Genomic DNA, 14538 nt, shown 5'->3' with positions numbered 1-14538 from the left:
ATATAGCCGTGTCTAAAGAAAAATTTGAACGTACAAAACCGCACGTCAACGTTGGTACTATCGGCCACGTTGACCATGGTAAAACTACCCTGACCGCTGCAATCACTACCGTTCTGGCTAAAACCTACGGTGGTGCTGCTCGTGCTTTCGACCAGATCGATAACGCACCAGAAGAAAAAGCTCGTGGTATCACCATCAACACTTCCCACGTTGAATATGACACCCCGACTCGCCACTACGCACACGTAGACTGCCCAGGCCACGCCGACTATGTTAAAAACATGATCACCGGTGCTGCGCAGATGGACGGCGCGATCCTGGTTGTTGCTGCGACTGACGGCCCTATGCCTCAGACCCGTGAGCACATCCTGCTGGGTCGTCAGGTAGGCGTTCCTTACATCATCGTGTTCCTGAACAAATGCGACATGGTTGATGACGAAGAACTGCTGGAACTGGTAGAAATGGAAGTTCGCGAACTTCTGTCTCAGTACGATTTCCCAGGTGATGACACCCCAATCATCCGTGGTTCTGCTCTGAAAGCGCTGGAAGGCGAAGCAGAGTGGGAAGCGAAAATCATCGAACTGGCTGGCTTCCTGGATTCTTACATCCCAGAACCAGAACGTGCGATTGACAAGCCATTCCTGCTGCCAATCGAAGACGTATTCTCCATCTCCGGTCGTGGTACTGTTGTTACCGGTCGTGTAGAGCGCGGTATCGTTAAAGTGGGTGAAGAAGTTGAAATCGTAGGTATCAAAGAGACTGCCAAGTCTACCTGTACCGGCGTTGAAATGTTCCGCAAACTGCTGGACGAAGGCCGTGCTGGTGAGAACGTTGGTGTTCTGCTGCGTGGTATCAAACGTGAAGAAATCGAACGTGGTCAGGTACTGGCTAAGCCAGGCTCTATCAAGCCGCACACCAAGTTCGAATCTGAAGTGTACATTCTGTCCAAAGATGAAGGCGGCCGTCATACTCCGTTCTTCAAAGGCTACCGTCCACAGTTCTACTTCCGTACAACTGACGTGACCGGTACTATCGAACTGCCAGAAGGCGTTGAGATGGTAATGCCAGGCGACAACATCAAAATGGTCGTTACCCTGATCCACCCAATCGCGATGGATGACGGTCTGCGTTTCGCAATCCGTGAAGGCGGCCGTACTGTTGGCGCTGGTGTTGTAGCAAAAGTTCTGGGCTAATTTATTATCCTTGAATGAAAAAAGGACGCTTCGGCGTCCTTTTTTGTTATCTGCAGGCTGCCTCTATCACAATTATTTGTATTTTTTCCACACTCCCGCCCCGTCTCTGCATGCTTGTGCTATTGTAATCATAACGATTCTCACTTACACTTTGCGCATATTTTGAACGGGAGTATGTATGTACGTTTGTTTATGCAATGGTGTGAGTGACAAAAAAATACGTCAGGCCGTTCGACAGTTTCAACCTCAGTCTTTCCAGCAGCTTCGCAAATTTGTTCCAGTTGGAAATCAATGCGGTAAGTGTGTGCGTGCAGCGCGTGAGATCATGCAGGATGAACTGATGCAGATCCCTGAGTTCAAAGAGATCGCTTAAGCCCCTATCTTTTTTTTGACATCCTTGTAGCCCGATCTACGCTTCAATGAGTGGAAGCGGAGGGACTATATAATGAAAGGTGATGTTAAAATCATAAGTTATCTCAATAAATTATTGGGAAATGAGCTTGTCGCAATCAACCAGTATTTTCTCCATGCGAGAATGTTCAAAAACTGGGGACTGACGCGTCTCAACGATGTCGAATACCATGAATCAATCGATGAAATGAAACACGCTGATAAGTATATCGAGCGTATTTTGTTCCTTGAGGGTATCCCTAATTTGCAGGATCTTGGCAAACTGGGCATTGGTGAAGATGTCGAGGAAATGTTACGTTCCGATCTTGCGCTAGAGCTTGATGGTGCGAAAGACCTTCGCGAAGCCATTGCCTACGCGGATAGCGTACATGACTACGTGAGTCGCGATATGATGATCCAAATTCTGTCCGATGAAGAAGGTCACATCGATTGGCTGGAAACAGAACTGGATCTCATTGGTAAAATTGGCCTGCAGAATTATCTTCAGTCGCAGATCAGAGTGGAAAGTTAATCAGGTTCTGCCATCCGTTCAATAAACCCGCTGCCGCCATAAATGGTCCAAAAGGCAGTGGGTTTTTTAGTGTCCTTTTCCCAGGACTATTCCACGATCGGAAAAGGAGATAAATGGCAGCGAATAGTGCTGAAGACAACGCAATCATTGGTAAAACAGACCATCCATGCCAGGCGCCCAGGGCAGCCAGATACTTAATATCACCATATCCCAACCCTTCTCGTTTACGAATCAGGCGATATCCCCAGTATAGAAATGCGAAACCCAAATAACCGGCAACCGCCCCTATGACTGCGGCAGGTAGAAAAGAAGGGTGGAAGTTAAGGTGATAGAGTAGACCAGTCCACAATAGTGGACAAAGAAATTTGTCCGGGAGGATGCCACACCGTATATCCTCCCGGATGAGCAGGTAAGACAGGGTTACATAAAGCATGAGAAAGGGAAGGGGAGCGAGCATCTGCGAAATCCTTTGAGATGTATTTCGTCGAATAGTCCGCAGAAAAAGTGAGTCTGGATAGCCCTCAAACCTGGCAATTGCGTTGAAACCTCCAGCAAATCAAAAGTACATACATTATTTGCAGGGAAAAAAAGATCCGTTTACGCAGATTGGAGTGAGAGCGTTTGTTTTCTAAACTCTACTTGCGTTACGCGTATATTTACGTATAATGCGCGGGCTTGTCTAATATTGGCAGCGGTTCGATATGAACCTTGATGATGTTTTTGGTCATCAAACAATGTTCCCAATTGGGGAACTACGTAAGAACGGTTACACTCTCCCATCAATCGTAATGGGTTTGAGTAGTGATCATTTTCGTTTATAAAATAATTGGAGCTCTGGTCTCATGCAGAACCAAAGAATCCGTATCCGCCTGAAAGCGTTTGATCATCGTCTAATCGATCAATCAACTGCGGAAATCGTCGAGACTGCTAAGCGCACTGGTGCGCAAGTCCGTGGTCCGATCCCGCTGCCGACCCGCAAAGAGCGCTTTACCGTTCTGATCTCTCCGCACGTTAACAAAGACGCGCGTGATCAGTACGAAATTCGCACTCACAAGCGTCTGGTTGACATCGTTGAGCCAACTGAGAAAACCGTTGATGCTCTGATGCGTCTGGATCTGGCTGCCGGTGTAGACGTGCAGATCAGCCTGGGTTAATCAGGTCATCGAGCGATTGAGAGGTTGATACAATGATTGGTTTAGTCGGTAAAAAAGTGGGTATGACCCGCATCTTCACTGAAGATGGCGTATCTATCCCAGTAACCGTAATCGAAGTTGAAGCAAACCGCGTTACTCAGGTTAAAGATCTGGCTAACGATGGCTACCGCGCTGTTCAGGTTACCACTGGTGCTAAAAAAGCTAACCGTGTAACTAAGCCGGAAGCGGGTCACTTCGCTAAAGCTGGCGTTGAAGCTGGCCGTGGTCTGTGGGAATTCCGTCTTGCTGAAGGCGAAGAGTTCACTGTAGGTCAGGATATTAGCGTTGAGCTGTTTGCTGAAGTTAAAAAAGTTGACGTAACCGGTACCTCTAAAGGTAAAGGTTTTGCTGGTACCGTTAAGCGCTGGAACTTCCGTACCCAGGACGCTACTCACGGTAACTCCTTGTCTCACCGCGTTCCGGGTTCTATCGGTCAGAACCAGACTCCGGGCAAAGTGTTCAAAGGCAAGAAAATGGCAGGTCAGCTGGGTAACGAACGTGTAACTGTTCAGAGCCTGGACGTAGTACGTGTTGACGCTGAGCGCAACCTGCTGCTGGTTAAAGGTGCGGTTCCGGGTGCAACCGGTAGCGACCTGATCGTTAAACCAGCTGTGAAGGCGTAAGGGGATAGCAATGGAATTAGTATTGAAAGACGCGCAGAGCGCGCTGACTGTTTCCGAAACTACCTTCGGTCGTGATTTCAACGAAGCGCTGGTTCACCAGGTTGTAGTTGCTTATGCAGCTGGTGCTCGTCAGGGTACTCGTGCTCAGAAGACTCGTGCTGAAGTAACTGGTTCCGGCAAAAAGCCGTGGCGCCAGAAAGGTACCGGCCGTGCGCGTTCAGGTTCTATTAAGAGCCCGATCTGGCGTTCCGGTGGCGTGACCTTCGCTGCTCGCCCACAGGACCACAGTCAAAAAGTAAACAAAAAGATGTACCGCGGCGCGCTGAAAAGCATTCTGTCCGAACTGGTACGTCAGGATCGTCTGATCGTTGTCGAATCATTCTCTGTAGAAGCGCCTAAAACTAAGCTGCTGGCACAGAAATTGAAAGACATGGCTCTGGAAGATGTGCTGATCATCACCGGTGAGCTGGACGAAAATCTGTTCCTCGCAGCACGTAACCTGCACAAGGTTGACGTTCGCGATGCAACGGGTATCGACCCGGTTAGCCTGATCGCCTTCGACAAAGTCGTAATGACTGCTGATGCTGTTAAGCAAGTTGAGGAGATGCTGGCATGATTCGTGAAGAACGTCTGCTGAAGGTGCTTCGTGCGCCGCACGTTTCTGAAAAAGCGTCTACTGCGATGGAAAAAACCAACACCATCGTTCTCAAAGTTGCTAAAGACGCGACCAAAGCAGAGATCAAAGCTGCTGTGCAGAAACTGTTTGAAGTCGAAGTCGAAGTCGTTAACACCCTGGTAGTTAAAGGGAAAGTTAAACGTCACGGACAGCGTATCGGTCGTCGTAGCGACTGGAAAAAAGCTTACGTCACCCTGAAAGAAGGCCAGAATCTGGACTTCGTTGGCGGCGCTGAGTAAGTCGGAGGAGTAATACAATGGCAGTTGTTAAATGTAAACCGACATCTCCGGGTCGTCGCCACGTAGTTAAAGTGGTTAACCCTGAGCTGCACAAGGGCAAACCTTTTGCTCCGTTGCTGGAAAAAAACAGCAAATCCGGTGGTCGTAACAACAATGGCCGTATCACCACTCGTCACATCGGTGGTGGCCACAAGCAGGCTTATCGTATTGTTGACTTCAAACGCAACAAAGACGGTATCCCAGCAGTTGTTGAGCGTCTTGAGTACGATCCGAACCGTTCCGCGAACATCGCGCTGGTTCTGTACAAAGATGGCGAACGCCGTTACATCTTGGCCCCTAAAGGCCTGAAAGCTGGCGACCAGATTCAATCTGGCGTTGATGCTGCAATCAAAGCAGGTAACACCCTGCCGATGCGCAATATCCCGGTTGGTTCTACCGTTCATAACGTAGAAATGAAACCAGGTAAAGGCGGTCAGCTGGCTCGTTCCGCTGGTACTTACGTTCAGATCGTTGCTCGCGATGGTGCTTATGTCACCCTGCGTCTGCGTTCTGGTGAAATGCGTAAAGTCGAAGCAGACTGCCGTGCGACTCTGGGCGAAGTTGGCAATGCTGAGCATATGCTGCGCGTTCTGGGTAAAGCAGGTGCTGCACGCTGGCGTGGTGTTCGTCCTACCGTTCGCGGTACTGCGATGAACCCAGTCGATCACCCACATGGTGGTGGTGAAGGTCGTAACTTTGGTAAGCACCCGGTAACTCCGTGGGGCGTTCAGACCAAAGGTAAGAAGACCCGCAGCAACAAGCGTACTGATAAATTTATCGTACGTCGCCGTAGCAAATAATTTTAGAGGATAAGCCATGCCACGTTCTCTCAAGAAAGGTCCTTTTATTGACCTGCACTTGCTGAAGAAGGTAGAGAAAGCGGTGGAAAGCGGAGACAAGAAGCCCCTGCGCACTTGGTCCCGTCGTTCAACGATCTTTCCTAACATGATCGGTTTGACCATCGCTGTCCATAATGGTCGTCAGCACGTTCCAGTTTTTGTTTCCGACGAAATGGTTGGTCACAAACTGGGTGAATTCGCACCGACTCGTACTTATCGCGGCCATGCTGCTGATAAAAAAGCGAAGAAGAAATAAGGTAGGAGGAAGAGATGGAAACTTTAGCTCAACATCGCCATGCTCGTTCTTCTGCTCAGAAGGTTCGCCTTGTTGCTGACCTGATTCGCGGTAAGAAAGTGTCGCAGGCCCTGGACATCCTGACCTATACCAACAAGAAAGCTGCGGTATTGGTTAAGAAAGTACTGGAATCTGCCATTGCTAACGCTGAACACAACGATGGCGCTGACATTGACGATCTGAAAGTTGCGAAAATTTTCGTAGATGAAGGCCCAAGCATGAAGCGCATTATGCCGCGTGCGAAAGGTCGTGCAGATCGCATCCTGAAGCGCACCAGCCACATTACTGTGGTTGTGTCCGATCGCTGAGACTCTGGAGACTAGCAATGGGTCAGAAAGTACATCCTAATGGTATTCGCCTGGGTATTGTAAAACCATGGAACTCAACCTGGTTTGCGAACACCAAAGAATTCGCTGACAACCTGGACAGCGATTTTAAAGTACGTCAGTACCTGACTAAGGAACTGGCTAAAGCGTCTGTATCTCGTATCGTTATCGAGCGCCCGGCTAAAAGCATTCGTGTGACTATTCACACCGCTCGCCCGGGTATCGTTATCGGTAAGAAAGGCGAAGACGTAGAAAAACTGCGCAAGGTCGTAGCGGATATCGCTGGCGTTCCTGCACAGATCAATATCGCTGAAGTTCGTAAGCCTGAACTGGACGCTAAATTGGTTGCTGATAGCATCACTTCACAGCTGGAACGTCGTGTTATGTTCCGTCGTGCTATGAAGCGTGCTGTACAGAACGCAATGCGTCTGGGCGCTAAAGGTATCAAAGTTGAAGTTAGCGGCCGTTTGGGCGGCGCGGAAATCGCACGTACCGAATGGTACCGCGAAGGTCGCGTACCGCTGCACACTCTGCGTGCTGACATTGACTACAACACCTCTGAAGCGCACACCACTTACGGTGTAATCGGCGTTAAGGTATGGATCTTCAAAGGTGAGATCCTGGGTGGTATGGCTGCTGTTGAACAACCGGAAAAACCGGCTGCGCAACCTAAAAAGCAGCAGCGTAAAGGCCGTAAATAAGGAGCGTCGCTGATGTTACAACCAAAGCGTACAAAATTCCGTAAAGTGCACAAAGGCCGCAACCGTGGTCTGGCGCAGGGTACGGATGTTAGCTTCGGCACTTTCGGTCTGAAAGCTGTTGGCCGTGGTCGTCTGACTGCACGTCAGATCGAAGCAGCACGTCGTGCAATGACCCGTGCAGTTAAGCGTCAAGGTAAAATCTGGATCCGTGTATTCCCGGACAAACCAATTACCGAGAAGCCGCTGGAAGTCCGTATGGGTAAAGGTAAAGGTAACGTGGAGTATTGGGTTGCCTTGATTCAGCCGGGCAAAGTCCTGTATGAAATGGACGGTGTACCGGAAGAGCTGGCCCGTGAAGCATTCGGACTGGCAGCAGCGAAACTGCCTATCAAAACCACCTTTGTAACTAAGACGGTGATGTAATGAAAGCAAATGAGCTGCGTGAAAAAAGTGTTGAAGAGCTGAACGCTGAGCTGCTGAACCTGCTGCGTGAGCAGTTTAACCTGCGTATGCAGGCTGCTAGTGGCCAACTGCAACAGACTCACCTGCTGAAGCAAGTGCGTCGCAATGTTGCTCGCGTTAAGACTTTACTGACTCAGAAGGCGGGTGCGTAATGACCGATAAAATCCGTACTCTGCAAGGTCGTGTTGTTAGCAACAAAATGGAGAAATCCATTGTTGTAGCTATCGAGCGCGTTGTGAAGCATCCGATCTACGGTAAATTCATCAAGCGTACGACCAAACTGCACGTACATGACGAGAACAACGAATGTGGTATCGGTGACGTGGTAGAAATCCACGAATGCCGTCCGCTGTCCAAGACTAAGTCCTGGACGCTGGTTCGCGTTGTAGAGAAAGCGGTTCTGTAATACAGTAAGCCTTCTCGATACGAATAAACGGCTCAGCGATGAGCCGTTTATTTTTTCTACCCATATTGTAGAAGCGGTGTTATAATGCCGCGCCCTCGATATGGGGCTTTTTAATGGCTCTGAATTTAGAGTCTCAGGTAGTAGTTGACATTAGCGGAGCACTAAAATGATCCAAGAACAGACTATGCTGAACGTCGCCGACAACTCCGGTGCACGTCGCGTAATGTGTATCAAGGTTCTGGGTGGCTCGCACCGTCGCTACGCAGGCGTAGGCGACATCATCAAGATCACCATCAAAGAAGCAATTCCACGTGGTAAGGTCAAAAAAGGTGATGTGCTGAAAGCGGTAGTGGTGCGCACCAAGAAGGGTGTTCGTCGCCCTGACGGTTCTGTCATTCGCTTCGATGGTAATGCATGCGTTATTCTGAACAATAACAGCGAGCAGCCTATCGGCACGCGTATCTTTGGGCCGGTAACTCGTGAACTTCGTAATGAAAAGTTCATGAAAATTATCTCTCTGGCACCAGAAGTACTCTAAGGAGCGAATCATGGCAGCGAAAATCCGTCGTGATGACGAAGTTATCGTGTTAACCGGTAAAGATAAAGGTAAACGCGGTAAAGTTAAGAATGTCCTGTCTTCCGGCAAGGTCATTGTTGAAGGTATCAACTTGGTTAAGAAACATCAGAAGCCGGTTCCGGCCCTGAACCAACCAGGTGGCATCGTTGAAAAAGAAGCCGCTATTCAGGTTTCCAACGTAGCAATCTTCAATGCGGCAACCGGCAAGGCTGACCGTGTAGGCTTTAGATTCGAAGACGGCAAAAAAGTCCGTTTCTTCAAGTCTAACAGCGAAACTATCAAGTAATTTGGAGTAGTACGATGGCGAAACTGCATGATTACTACAAAGACGAAGTAGTTAACAAACTCATGACTGAGTTTAACTACAATTCTGTCATGCAAGTCCCTCGGGTCGAGAAGATCACCCTGAACATGGGTGTTGGTGAAGCGATCGCTGACAAGAAACTGCTGGATAACGCAGCAGCTGATCTGACAGCAATCTCCGGTCAAAAACCGTTGATCACCAAAGCACGCAAATCTGTTGCAGGCTTCAAAATCCGTCAGGGCTATCCGATCGGCTGTAAAGTAACTCTGCGTGGCGAACGCATGTGGGAGTTCCTTGAGCGCCTGATCTCTATTGCTGTACCACGTATTCGTGACTTCCGTGGCTTGTCCGCTAAGTCTTTCGATGGTCGTGGTAACTACAGCATGGGTGTCCGGGAGCAGATCATCTTCCCAGAGATCGACTACGATAAAGTCGACCGCGTGCGTGGTTTGGATATTACCATTACCACTACTGCGAACTCTGATGAAGAAGGCCGTGCTCTGCTGGCTGCCTTTGACTTCCCGTTCCGCAAGTAAGGTAGGGTTACTGAATGGCTAAGCAATCAATGAAAGCACGCGAAGTAAAGCGCGTAGCTTTAGCTGATAAATTCTTCGCTAAACGCGCTGAACTGAAAGCGATCATCTCTGATGTGAACGCTTCCGACGAAGATCGTTGGAATGCAGTTCTGAAGCTGCAGTCTCTGCCGCGTGATTCCAGCCCGTCTCGTCAGCGTAACCGCTGTCGTCAAACTGGTCGTCCGCATGCTTTCCTGCGGAAGTTCGGGTTGAGCCGTATCAAGGTCCGTGAAGCCGCAATGCGCGGTGAAATCCCGGGTCTGAAAAAGGCTAGCTGGTAATTGTCACCAATTGAATCACGGGAGTAAAGACAGATGAGCATGCAAGATCCGATCGCGGATATGCTGACCCGTATCCGTAACGGTCAGGCCGCGAACAAAGTTGCGGTCACCATGCCTTCCGCCAAGCTGAAAGTGGCAATTGCCAAAGTGCTGAAGGAAGAAGGTTTTATCGAAGATTTTAAAGTTGAAGGCGACACCAAGCCGGAACTGGAACTTACTCTTAAGTATTTCCAGGGTAAAGCTGTTGTAGAAAGCATTCAACGTGTCAGCCGCCCAGGCCTGCGCATCTATAAGAAAAAAGATGAGCTGCCAAAAGTTATGGCTGGTCTGGGTATCGCAGTTGTTTCTACCTCTAAAGGTGTTATGACTGATCGTGCAGCGCGCCAAGCTGGTCTTGGTGGCGAAATTATCTGCTACGTAGCCTAATCGGAGGAAAAAATGTCTCGTGTTGCTAAAGCACCGGTCGTTATTCCTGCCGGCGTTGATGTAAAAATCGACGGTCAGGTTATTACGATCAAAGGTAAAAACGGCGAGCTGACTCGTACTCTCAACAATGCTGTTGAAGTTAAACATGCAGATAATGCTCTGACCTTCGGTCCACGTGATGGTTTTGTGGATGGATGGGCTCAGGCTGGTACCGCGCGTGCCCTGCTGAACTCAATGGTTGTTGGTGTTACCGAAGGCTTCACTAAAAAGCTTCAGCTGGTTGGTGTAGGTTATCGTGCAGCGATCAAAGGGAATGCAGTAGGCCTGTCTCTGGGCTTCTCACACCCTGTTGAGCATCAGCTGCCAGCGGGAATCACTGCTGAATGTCCGTCTCAGACTGAAATCGTGCTGAAAGGCGCTGATAAACAGCTGATCGGTCAGGTTGCAGCAGACCTGCGCGCCTACCGTCGTCCTGAGCCTTACAAAGGCAAGGGTGTTCGTTACGCCGACGAAGTCGTGCGTACCAAAGAGGCTAAGAAGAAGTAAGGTAACACTATGGATAAGAAATCTGCTCGTATCCGTCGTGCGACCCGCGCACGCCGCAAGCTCAAAGAGCTGGGTGCAACTCGCCTGGTGGTACATCGTACCCCGCGTCATATTTACGCACAGGTAATTGCACCGAACGGTTCTGAAGTTCTGGTAGCCGCTTCTACTGTAGAAAAAGCTATCGCTGAACAATTGAAGTACACCGGTAACAAAGACGCTGCTGCAGCTGTTGGTAAAGTTGTCGCTGAACGCGCTCTGGAAAAAGGCATTAAAAATGTGTCCTTTGACCGTTCCGGGTTCCAATATCATGGTCGTGTCCAGGCACTGGCAGATGCTGCCCGTGAAGCTGGCCTTCAGTTCTAAGGTAGAGGTGTAAGATGGCTCACATCGAAAAACAGGCTGGCGAACTGCAGGAAAAGCTGATCGCGGTTAACCGCGTATCTAAAACCGTTAAAGGTGGTCGTATTTTCTCCTTCACAGCTCTGACTGTTGTTGGTGATGGTAATGGTCGCGTTGGTTTTGGTTACGGTAAAGCGCGTGAAGTACCAGCAGCGATCCAGAAAGCGATGGAAAAAGCCCGTCGCAATATGATTAACGTCGCGCTGAACCACGGCACCCTGCAACACCCAGTTAAAGGTGTTCACACGGGTTCTCGTGTCTTCATGCAGCCGGCTTCAGAAGGTACTGGTATTATTGCCGGTGGTGCAATGCGCGCCGTTCTGGAAGTCGCTGGAGTTCATAACGTTCTGGCTAAAGCATATGGTTCCACCAACCCGATTAACGTGGTTCGTGCAACTATTGATGGCCTGGAAAATATGAATTCTCCAGAAATGGTCGCTGCCAAGCGTGGTAAATCCGTTGAAGAAATTCTGGGGTAATTGACCATGGCAAAGACTATTAAAATCACTCAAACCCGCAGTGCAATCGGTCGTCTGCCGAAACACAAGGCAACGCTGCTTGGCCTGGGTCTGCGTCGTATTGGTCATACCGTTGAGCGTGAGGATACTCCCGCTGTTCGTGGTATGGTCAACGCGGTTTACTTCATGGTTAAAGTTGAGGAGTAAGAGATGCGTTTAAATACTCTGTCTCCAGCCGAAGGCTCTAAAAAGGCGGGTAAACGCCTTGGTCGTGGTATCGGTTCTGGCCTCGGCAAAACCGGTGGTCGTGGTCACAAAGGTCAGAACTCTCGTTCTGGCGGTGGCGTGCGTCGCGGTTTCGAGGGTGGCCAGATGCCACTGTACCGTCGTCTGCCGAAATTCGGCTTCACCTCTCGCAAAGCAGCGATTACAGCCGAAATTCGTCTGTCTGACCTGGCGAAAGTTGAAGGCGGCGTTGTAGACCTGAACACGCTGAAAGCAGCTAACATTATCGGTATCCAGATCGAGTTCGCGAAAGTGATCCTGGCTGGTGAAGTTTCTACTCCGGTAACTGTTCGTGGCCTGCGTGTTTCTAAAGGCGCTCGTGCTGCTATCGAAGCTGCTGGCGGTAAAATTGAGGAATAAGTAGCAGATGGCTAAGCAACCGGGATTAGATTTTCAAAGTGCCAAGGGTGGTTTTGGCGAACTGAAACGCAGACTTTTGTTTGTTGTTGGTGCGCTGATTGTTTTCCGTATTGGCTCTTTTATTCCGATCCCTGGTATCGATGCCGCTGTACTTGCCAAACTGCTTGAGCAACAGCGAGGCACTATCATTGAAATGTTCAACATGTTCTCTGGTGGTGCTCTCAGCCGTGCTTCTATCTTTGCTCTGGGTATCATGCCGTATATTTCGGCATCGATTATCATCCAGTTGCTAACAGTCGTTCATCCGGCTTTAGCTGAGTTGAAGAAAGAAGGGGAGTCTGGTCGTCGTAAGATCAGCCAGTACACCCGTTACGGCACTCTGGTGCTGGCGATATTCCAGTCAGTCGGTATTGCTACCGGTCTGCCGAATATGCCTGGTATGCAGGGCCTGGTGATTAATCCAGGCTTTGCATTCTATTTCACCGCTGTTGTAAGTCTGGTCTCAGGGACTATGTTCCTGATGTGGCTCGGCGAACAGATTACTGAACGTGGTATCGGTAACGGTATTTCGATCATTATCTTCGCTGGTATCGTTGCGGGACTCCCGCCAGCCATTGCCCATACTATCGAGCAAGCGCGTCAAGGCGACCTGCACTTCCTCCTGTTGCTGTTGGTTGCAGTATTAGTATTTGCAGTGACGTTCTTTGTTGTCTTTGTTGAACGTGGTCAACGCCGTATTGTGGTGAACTACGCGAAGCGTCAGCAAGGTCGTCGTGTCTATGCTGCACAGAGCACACATTTGCCGCTGAAAGTGAACATGGCAGGGGTAATCCCAGCGATCTTCGCTTCCAGTATTATTCTGTTCCCGGCAACCATCGCGTCATGGTTCGGGGGCGGGACTGGTTGGAACTGGCTGACAACAATTTCGCTGTATTTGCAGCCTGGGCAACCACTTTATGTGTTACTCTATGCGTCTGCGATCATCTTCTTCTGTTTCTTCTATACGGCGTTGGTTTTCAACCCGCGTGAAACAGCAGATAACCTGAAGAAGTCCGGTGCATTTGTACCAGGAATTCGTCCGGGAGAGCAAACGGCGAAGTATATCGATAAAGTAATGACTCGCCTGACTTTAGTTGGTGCGCTCTATATTACTTTTATCTGCCTGATCCCGGAGTTCATGCGTGATGCAATGAAAGTACCGTTCTACTTCGGTGGGACTTCTCTGCTTATCGTTGTTGTCGTGATTATGGACTTTATGGCTCAAGTGCAAACTCTGATGATGTCGAGTCAGTATGAGTCTGCATTGAAGAAGGCGAACCTGAAAGGCTACGGCCGCTAATTGGTCGCCTGAGAAGTTACGGAGAGTAAAAATGAAAGTTCGTGCTTCCGTCAAGAAATTATGCCGTAACTGCAAAATCGTTAAGCGTGATGGTGTCATCCGTGTGATTTGCAGTGCCGAGCCGAAGCATAAACAGCGCCAAGGCTGATTATTTCGCATATTTTTCTTGCAAAGTTGGGTTGAGCTGGCTAGATTAGCCAGCCAATCTTTTGTATGTCTGTACGTTTCCATTTGAGTATCCTGAAAACGGGCTTTTCAGCATGGTGCGTACATATTAAATAGTAGGAGTGCATAGTGGCCCGTATAGCAGGCATTAACATTCCTGATCAGAAACATGCTGTGATCGCATTAACTTCGATCTATGGCGTCGGCAAGACCCGTTCTAAGGCCATTCTGGCTGCCGCGGGTATCGCTGAAGATGTTAAGATCAGTGAGCTGTCTGAAGAACAAATCGACACGCTGCGTGACGAAGTTGCCAAATTTGTCGTTGAAGGTGATCTGCGCCGTGAAGTTAGCATGAGCATCAAGCGTCTTATGGATCTTGGTTGCTATCGCGGTTTGCGTCATCGTCGTGGTCTCCCGGTTCGCGGTCAGCGTACCAAGACCAACGCACGTACCCGTAAGGGTCCGCGCAAACCGATCAAGAAATAATCGGGGTGATTGAATAATGGCAAAGGCACCAATTCGTGCACGTAAACGTGTAAGAAAACAAGTCTCTGACGGCGTGGCTCATATCCATGCTTCTTTCAACAACACCATCGTTACTATTACTGATCGTCAGGGTAACGCATTGGGTTGGGCAACTGCCGGTGGTTCCGGTTTCCGTGGTTCACGCAAATCCACTCCGTTTGCAGCTCAGGTTGCAGCAGAGCGTTGCGCTGAAGCCGTAAAAGAATACGGCATCAAGAATCTGGAAGTTATGGTAAAAGGTCCGGGTCCAGGTCGCGAATCTACTGTTCGTGCTCTGAATGCCGCTGGTTTCCGCATCACTAATATTACTGATGTGACTCCGATCCCTCATAACGGTTGTCGTCCGCCGAAAAAACGTCGCGTATAACGCGCTCGTTTTCTAGG

29 protein-coding genes are annotated in these 14538 nt (G+C 49.4%); 28 read left to right on the top strand and 1 reads right to left on the bottom strand.

Translation table 11 applies throughout. The features are described 5' to 3' along the window. Window positions 1-8: 8 nt before the first annotated feature. The 3 genes from tuf (at window position 9) to bfr (ending at window position 2115) form a co-directional block, all read left to right on the top strand. Window positions 9-1193, top strand: coding sequence for an elongation factor Tu (gene tuf, locus HV346_RS20995; RefSeq protein ID WP_181621071.1), 1185 nt, complete (start codon window positions 9-11; stop codon window positions 1191-1193). A gap of 178 nt (window positions 1194-1371) precedes the next feature. Continuing rightward, window positions 1372-1566 carry a bacterioferritin-associated ferredoxin gene (gene bfd, locus HV346_RS20990; protein ID WP_003863268.1) on the top strand — a complete coding sequence of 65 codons (195 nt, stop codon included), beginning with the start codon at window positions 1372-1374 and terminating at the stop codon, window positions 1564-1566. A gap of 72 nt (window positions 1567-1638) precedes the next feature. Beyond that, window positions 1639-2115: a bacterioferritin gene (gene bfr, locus HV346_RS20985; RefSeq protein WP_181621070.1), complete on the top strand. Its 477-nt coding sequence runs from the start codon at window positions 1639-1641 to the stop codon at window positions 2113-2115. Here the strand turns inward: bfr and HV346_RS20980 are convergent. After that, complete coding sequence (locus HV346_RS20980; RefSeq protein ID WP_181621069.1) at window positions 2099-2572, bottom strand: A24 family peptidase; 474 nt, start codon at window positions 2570-2572, stop codon at window positions 2099-2101. The two genes, bfr and HV346_RS20980, sit on opposite strands and share 17 nt — an antisense overlap. Before the next feature lie 385 nt (window positions 2573-2957). Here HV346_RS20980 and rpsJ point away from each other — a divergent pair, with 385 nt between their 5' ends. The 25 genes from rpsJ to rpsK all read left to right on the top strand — a co-directional run bounded on the left by rpsJ (window position 2958) and on the right by rpsK (window position 14521). Further along, a complete protein-coding gene (gene rpsJ, locus HV346_RS20975) occupies window positions 2958-3269 on the top strand; it encodes a 30S ribosomal protein S10 (protein ID WP_001181005.1) in 312 nt (103 codons plus the stop codon). Between the two features lie 32 nt (window positions 3270-3301). After that, entirely contained in the window at window positions 3302-3931 is a 630-nt protein-coding gene (gene rplC / locus HV346_RS20970; protein WP_016538466.1) for a 50S ribosomal protein L3, read from the top strand. Between the two features lie 10 nt (window positions 3932-3941). Further along, entirely contained in the window at window positions 3942-4547 is a 606-nt protein-coding gene (rplD, locus tag HV346_RS20965) for a 50S ribosomal protein L4 (RefSeq protein WP_003031119.1), read from the top strand. Continuing rightward, on the top strand, window positions 4544-4846 hold the full coding sequence (gene rplW / locus HV346_RS20960; protein ID WP_000617546.1) for a 50S ribosomal protein L23: 303 nt from the start codon (window positions 4544-4546) through the stop codon (window positions 4844-4846). The genes rplD and rplW overlap by 4 nt, the downstream gene beginning before the upstream one ends. 17 nt (window positions 4847-4863) lie before the next feature. Then, window positions 4864-5685 carry a 50S ribosomal protein L2 gene (gene rplB / locus HV346_RS20955; protein WP_000301859.1) on the top strand — a complete coding sequence of 274 codons (822 nt, stop codon included), beginning with the start codon at window positions 4864-4866 and terminating at the stop codon, window positions 5683-5685. A 16-nt stretch (window positions 5686-5701) separates the two neighbouring features. After that, complete coding sequence (gene rpsS, locus HV346_RS20950; protein ID WP_001138115.1) at window positions 5702-5980, top strand: 30S ribosomal protein S19; 279 nt, start codon at window positions 5702-5704, stop codon at window positions 5978-5980. A gap of 14 nt (window positions 5981-5994) precedes the next feature. After that, a complete protein-coding gene (gene rplV / locus HV346_RS20945) occupies window positions 5995-6327 on the top strand; it encodes a 50S ribosomal protein L22 (RefSeq protein WP_002919773.1) in 333 nt (110 codons plus the stop codon). A gap of 17 nt (window positions 6328-6344) precedes the next feature. Next, window positions 6345-7046, top strand: coding sequence for a 30S ribosomal protein S3 (gene rpsC / locus HV346_RS20940; protein ID WP_000529945.1), 702 nt, complete (start codon window positions 6345-6347; stop codon window positions 7044-7046). Between the two features lie 12 nt (window positions 7047-7058). After that, window positions 7059-7469 carry a 50S ribosomal protein L16 gene (gene rplP / locus HV346_RS20935; RefSeq protein ID WP_002919759.1) on the top strand — a complete coding sequence of 137 codons (411 nt, stop codon included), beginning with the start codon at window positions 7059-7061 and terminating at the stop codon, window positions 7467-7469. Further along, window positions 7469-7660, top strand: coding sequence for a 50S ribosomal protein L29 (gene rpmC, locus HV346_RS20930; RefSeq protein WP_006817276.1), 192 nt, complete (start codon window positions 7469-7471; stop codon window positions 7658-7660). The genes rplP and rpmC overlap by 1 nt, the downstream gene beginning before the upstream one ends. Further along, window positions 7660-7914, top strand: coding sequence for a 30S ribosomal protein S17 (rpsQ, locus tag HV346_RS20925; RefSeq protein ID WP_181621068.1), 255 nt, complete (start codon window positions 7660-7662; stop codon window positions 7912-7914). The genes rpmC and rpsQ overlap by 1 nt, the downstream gene beginning before the upstream one ends. A gap of 166 nt (window positions 7915-8080) precedes the next feature. After that, window positions 8081-8452, top strand: a complete 372-nt coding sequence (rplN, locus tag HV346_RS20920) for a 50S ribosomal protein L14 (RefSeq protein WP_000613954.1) — start codon at window positions 8081-8083, stop codon at window positions 8450-8452. A gap of 10 nt (window positions 8453-8462) precedes the next feature. Then, the gene (gene rplX, locus HV346_RS20915) at window positions 8463-8777 is read left to right on the top strand and encodes a 50S ribosomal protein L24 (protein WP_000729185.1); all 315 of its coding nucleotides are present in this window, start codon (window positions 8463-8465) and stop codon (window positions 8775-8777) included. A gap of 14 nt (window positions 8778-8791) precedes the next feature. Next, window positions 8792-9331, top strand: coding sequence for a 50S ribosomal protein L5 (rplE, locus tag HV346_RS20910; RefSeq protein ID WP_032614703.1), 540 nt, complete (start codon window positions 8792-8794; stop codon window positions 9329-9331). A gap of 14 nt (window positions 9332-9345) precedes the next feature. Then, the gene (gene rpsN / locus HV346_RS20905; protein ID WP_015960709.1) at window positions 9346-9651 is read left to right on the top strand and encodes a 30S ribosomal protein S14; all 306 of its coding nucleotides are present in this window, start codon (window positions 9346-9348) and stop codon (window positions 9649-9651) included. Window positions 9652-9684: 33 nt separating this feature from the next. Continuing rightward, entirely contained in the window at window positions 9685-10077 is a 393-nt protein-coding gene (gene rpsH / locus HV346_RS20900; RefSeq protein ID WP_181621067.1) for a 30S ribosomal protein S8, read from the top strand. A 12-nt stretch (window positions 10078-10089) separates the two neighbouring features. Next, complete coding sequence (rplF, locus tag HV346_RS20895) at window positions 10090-10623, top strand: 50S ribosomal protein L6 (RefSeq protein WP_100778650.1); 534 nt, start codon at window positions 10090-10092, stop codon at window positions 10621-10623. 9 nt (window positions 10624-10632) lie between these two features. Next, on the top strand, window positions 10633-10986 hold the full coding sequence (rplR, locus tag HV346_RS20890) for a 50S ribosomal protein L18 (RefSeq protein ID WP_181621065.1): 354 nt from the start codon (window positions 10633-10635) through the stop codon (window positions 10984-10986). A 14-nt stretch (window positions 10987-11000) separates the two neighbouring features. Continuing rightward, entirely contained in the window at window positions 11001-11501 is a 501-nt protein-coding gene (gene rpsE, locus HV346_RS20885) for a 30S ribosomal protein S5 (protein WP_002438697.1), read from the top strand. Between the two features lie 6 nt (window positions 11502-11507). Continuing rightward, window positions 11508-11687 carry a 50S ribosomal protein L30 gene (gene rpmD, locus HV346_RS20880; RefSeq protein WP_003863301.1) on the top strand — a complete coding sequence of 60 codons (180 nt, stop codon included), beginning with the start codon at window positions 11508-11510 and terminating at the stop codon, window positions 11685-11687. Window positions 11688-11690: 3 nt separating this feature from the next. Beyond that, window positions 11691-12125 carry a 50S ribosomal protein L15 gene (gene rplO, locus HV346_RS20875; RefSeq protein ID WP_064327681.1) on the top strand — a complete coding sequence of 145 codons (435 nt, stop codon included), beginning with the start codon at window positions 11691-11693 and terminating at the stop codon, window positions 12123-12125. Window positions 12126-12132: 7 nt separating this feature from the next. Continuing rightward, entirely contained in the window at window positions 12133-13464 is a 1332-nt protein-coding gene (secY, locus tag HV346_RS20870) for a preprotein translocase subunit SecY (protein WP_181621064.1), read from the top strand. A gap of 31 nt (window positions 13465-13495) precedes the next feature. After that, window positions 13496-13612, top strand: coding sequence for a 50S ribosomal protein L36 (gene rpmJ / locus HV346_RS20865; RefSeq protein ID WP_000868187.1), 117 nt, complete (start codon window positions 13496-13498; stop codon window positions 13610-13612). 146 nt (window positions 13613-13758) lie between these two features. After that, complete coding sequence (gene rpsM, locus HV346_RS20860) at window positions 13759-14115, top strand: 30S ribosomal protein S13 (protein ID WP_003031135.1); 357 nt, start codon at window positions 13759-13761, stop codon at window positions 14113-14115. Between the two features lie 16 nt (window positions 14116-14131). Further along, the gene (gene rpsK, locus HV346_RS20855; RefSeq protein WP_003031137.1) at window positions 14132-14521 is read left to right on the top strand and encodes a 30S ribosomal protein S11; all 390 of its coding nucleotides are present in this window, start codon (window positions 14132-14134) and stop codon (window positions 14519-14521) included. Window positions 14522-14538 lie beyond the last annotated feature (17 nt).

The sequence above is a fragment of the Enterobacter sp. RHBSTW-00994 genome (assembly GCF_013782625.1).
GTDB lineage: Bacteria > Pseudomonadota > Gammaproteobacteria > Enterobacterales > Enterobacteriaceae > Enterobacter.
This window is presented reverse-complemented; position numbering and strand designations above follow the sequence as displayed.

Bases quoted from the DNA above. Each gene is read 5' to 3' on its own strand.
- bfd (WP_003863268.1), top strand. From the start codon at position 1,372: ATGTACGTTTGTTTATGCAATGGTGTGAGTGACAAAAAAATACGTCAG.
- bfr (WP_181621070.1), top strand. From the start codon at position 1,639: ATGAAAGGTGATGTTAAAATCATAAGTTATCTCAATAAATTATTGGGA.
- HV346_RS20980 (WP_181621069.1), bottom strand. From the start codon at position 2,572: ATGCTCGCTCCCCTTCCCTTTCTCATGCTTTATGTAACCCTGTCTTAC.
- rpsJ (WP_001181005.1), top strand. From the start codon at position 2,958: ATGCAGAACCAAAGAATCCGTATCCGCCTGAAAGCGTTTGATCATCGT.
- rplC (WP_016538466.1), top strand. From the start codon at position 3,302: ATGATTGGTTTAGTCGGTAAAAAAGTGGGTATGACCCGCATCTTCACT.
- rplD (WP_003031119.1), top strand. From the start codon at position 3,942: ATGGAATTAGTATTGAAAGACGCGCAGAGCGCGCTGACTGTTTCCGAA.
- rplW (WP_000617546.1), top strand. From the start codon at position 4,544: ATGATTCGTGAAGAACGTCTGCTGAAGGTGCTTCGTGCGCCGCACGTT.
- rplB (WP_000301859.1), top strand. From the start codon at position 4,864: ATGGCAGTTGTTAAATGTAAACCGACATCTCCGGGTCGTCGCCACGTA.
- rpsS (WP_001138115.1), top strand. From the start codon at position 5,702: ATGCCACGTTCTCTCAAGAAAGGTCCTTTTATTGACCTGCACTTGCTG.
- rplV (WP_002919773.1), top strand. From the start codon at position 5,995: ATGGAAACTTTAGCTCAACATCGCCATGCTCGTTCTTCTGCTCAGAAG.
- rpsC (WP_000529945.1), top strand. From the start codon at position 6,345: ATGGGTCAGAAAGTACATCCTAATGGTATTCGCCTGGGTATTGTAAAA.
- rplP (WP_002919759.1), top strand. From the start codon at position 7,059: ATGTTACAACCAAAGCGTACAAAATTCCGTAAAGTGCACAAAGGCCGC.
- rpmC (WP_006817276.1), top strand. From the start codon at position 7,469: ATGAAAGCAAATGAGCTGCGTGAAAAAAGTGTTGAAGAGCTGAACGCT.
- rpsQ (WP_181621068.1), top strand. From the start codon at position 7,660: ATGACCGATAAAATCCGTACTCTGCAAGGTCGTGTTGTTAGCAACAAA.
- rplN (WP_000613954.1), top strand. From the start codon at position 8,081: ATGATCCAAGAACAGACTATGCTGAACGTCGCCGACAACTCCGGTGCA.
- rplX (WP_000729185.1), top strand. From the start codon at position 8,463: ATGGCAGCGAAAATCCGTCGTGATGACGAAGTTATCGTGTTAACCGGT.
- rplE (WP_032614703.1), top strand. From the start codon at position 8,792: ATGGCGAAACTGCATGATTACTACAAAGACGAAGTAGTTAACAAACTC.
- rpsN (WP_015960709.1), top strand. From the start codon at position 9,346: ATGGCTAAGCAATCAATGAAAGCACGCGAAGTAAAGCGCGTAGCTTTA.
- rpsH (WP_181621067.1), top strand. From the start codon at position 9,685: ATGAGCATGCAAGATCCGATCGCGGATATGCTGACCCGTATCCGTAAC.
- rplF (WP_100778650.1), top strand. From the start codon at position 10,090: ATGTCTCGTGTTGCTAAAGCACCGGTCGTTATTCCTGCCGGCGTTGAT.
- rplR (WP_181621065.1), top strand. From the start codon at position 10,633: ATGGATAAGAAATCTGCTCGTATCCGTCGTGCGACCCGCGCACGCCGC.
- rpsE (WP_002438697.1), top strand. From the start codon at position 11,001: ATGGCTCACATCGAAAAACAGGCTGGCGAACTGCAGGAAAAGCTGATC.
- rpmD (WP_003863301.1), top strand. From the start codon at position 11,508: ATGGCAAAGACTATTAAAATCACTCAAACCCGCAGTGCAATCGGTCGT.
- rplO (WP_064327681.1), top strand. From the start codon at position 11,691: ATGCGTTTAAATACTCTGTCTCCAGCCGAAGGCTCTAAAAAGGCGGGT.
- secY (WP_181621064.1), top strand. From the start codon at position 12,133: ATGGCTAAGCAACCGGGATTAGATTTTCAAAGTGCCAAGGGTGGTTTT.
- rpmJ (WP_000868187.1), top strand. From the start codon at position 13,496: ATGAAAGTTCGTGCTTCCGTCAAGAAATTATGCCGTAACTGCAAAATC.
- rpsK (WP_003031137.1), top strand. From the start codon at position 14,132: ATGGCAAAGGCACCAATTCGTGCACGTAAACGTGTAAGAAAACAAGTC.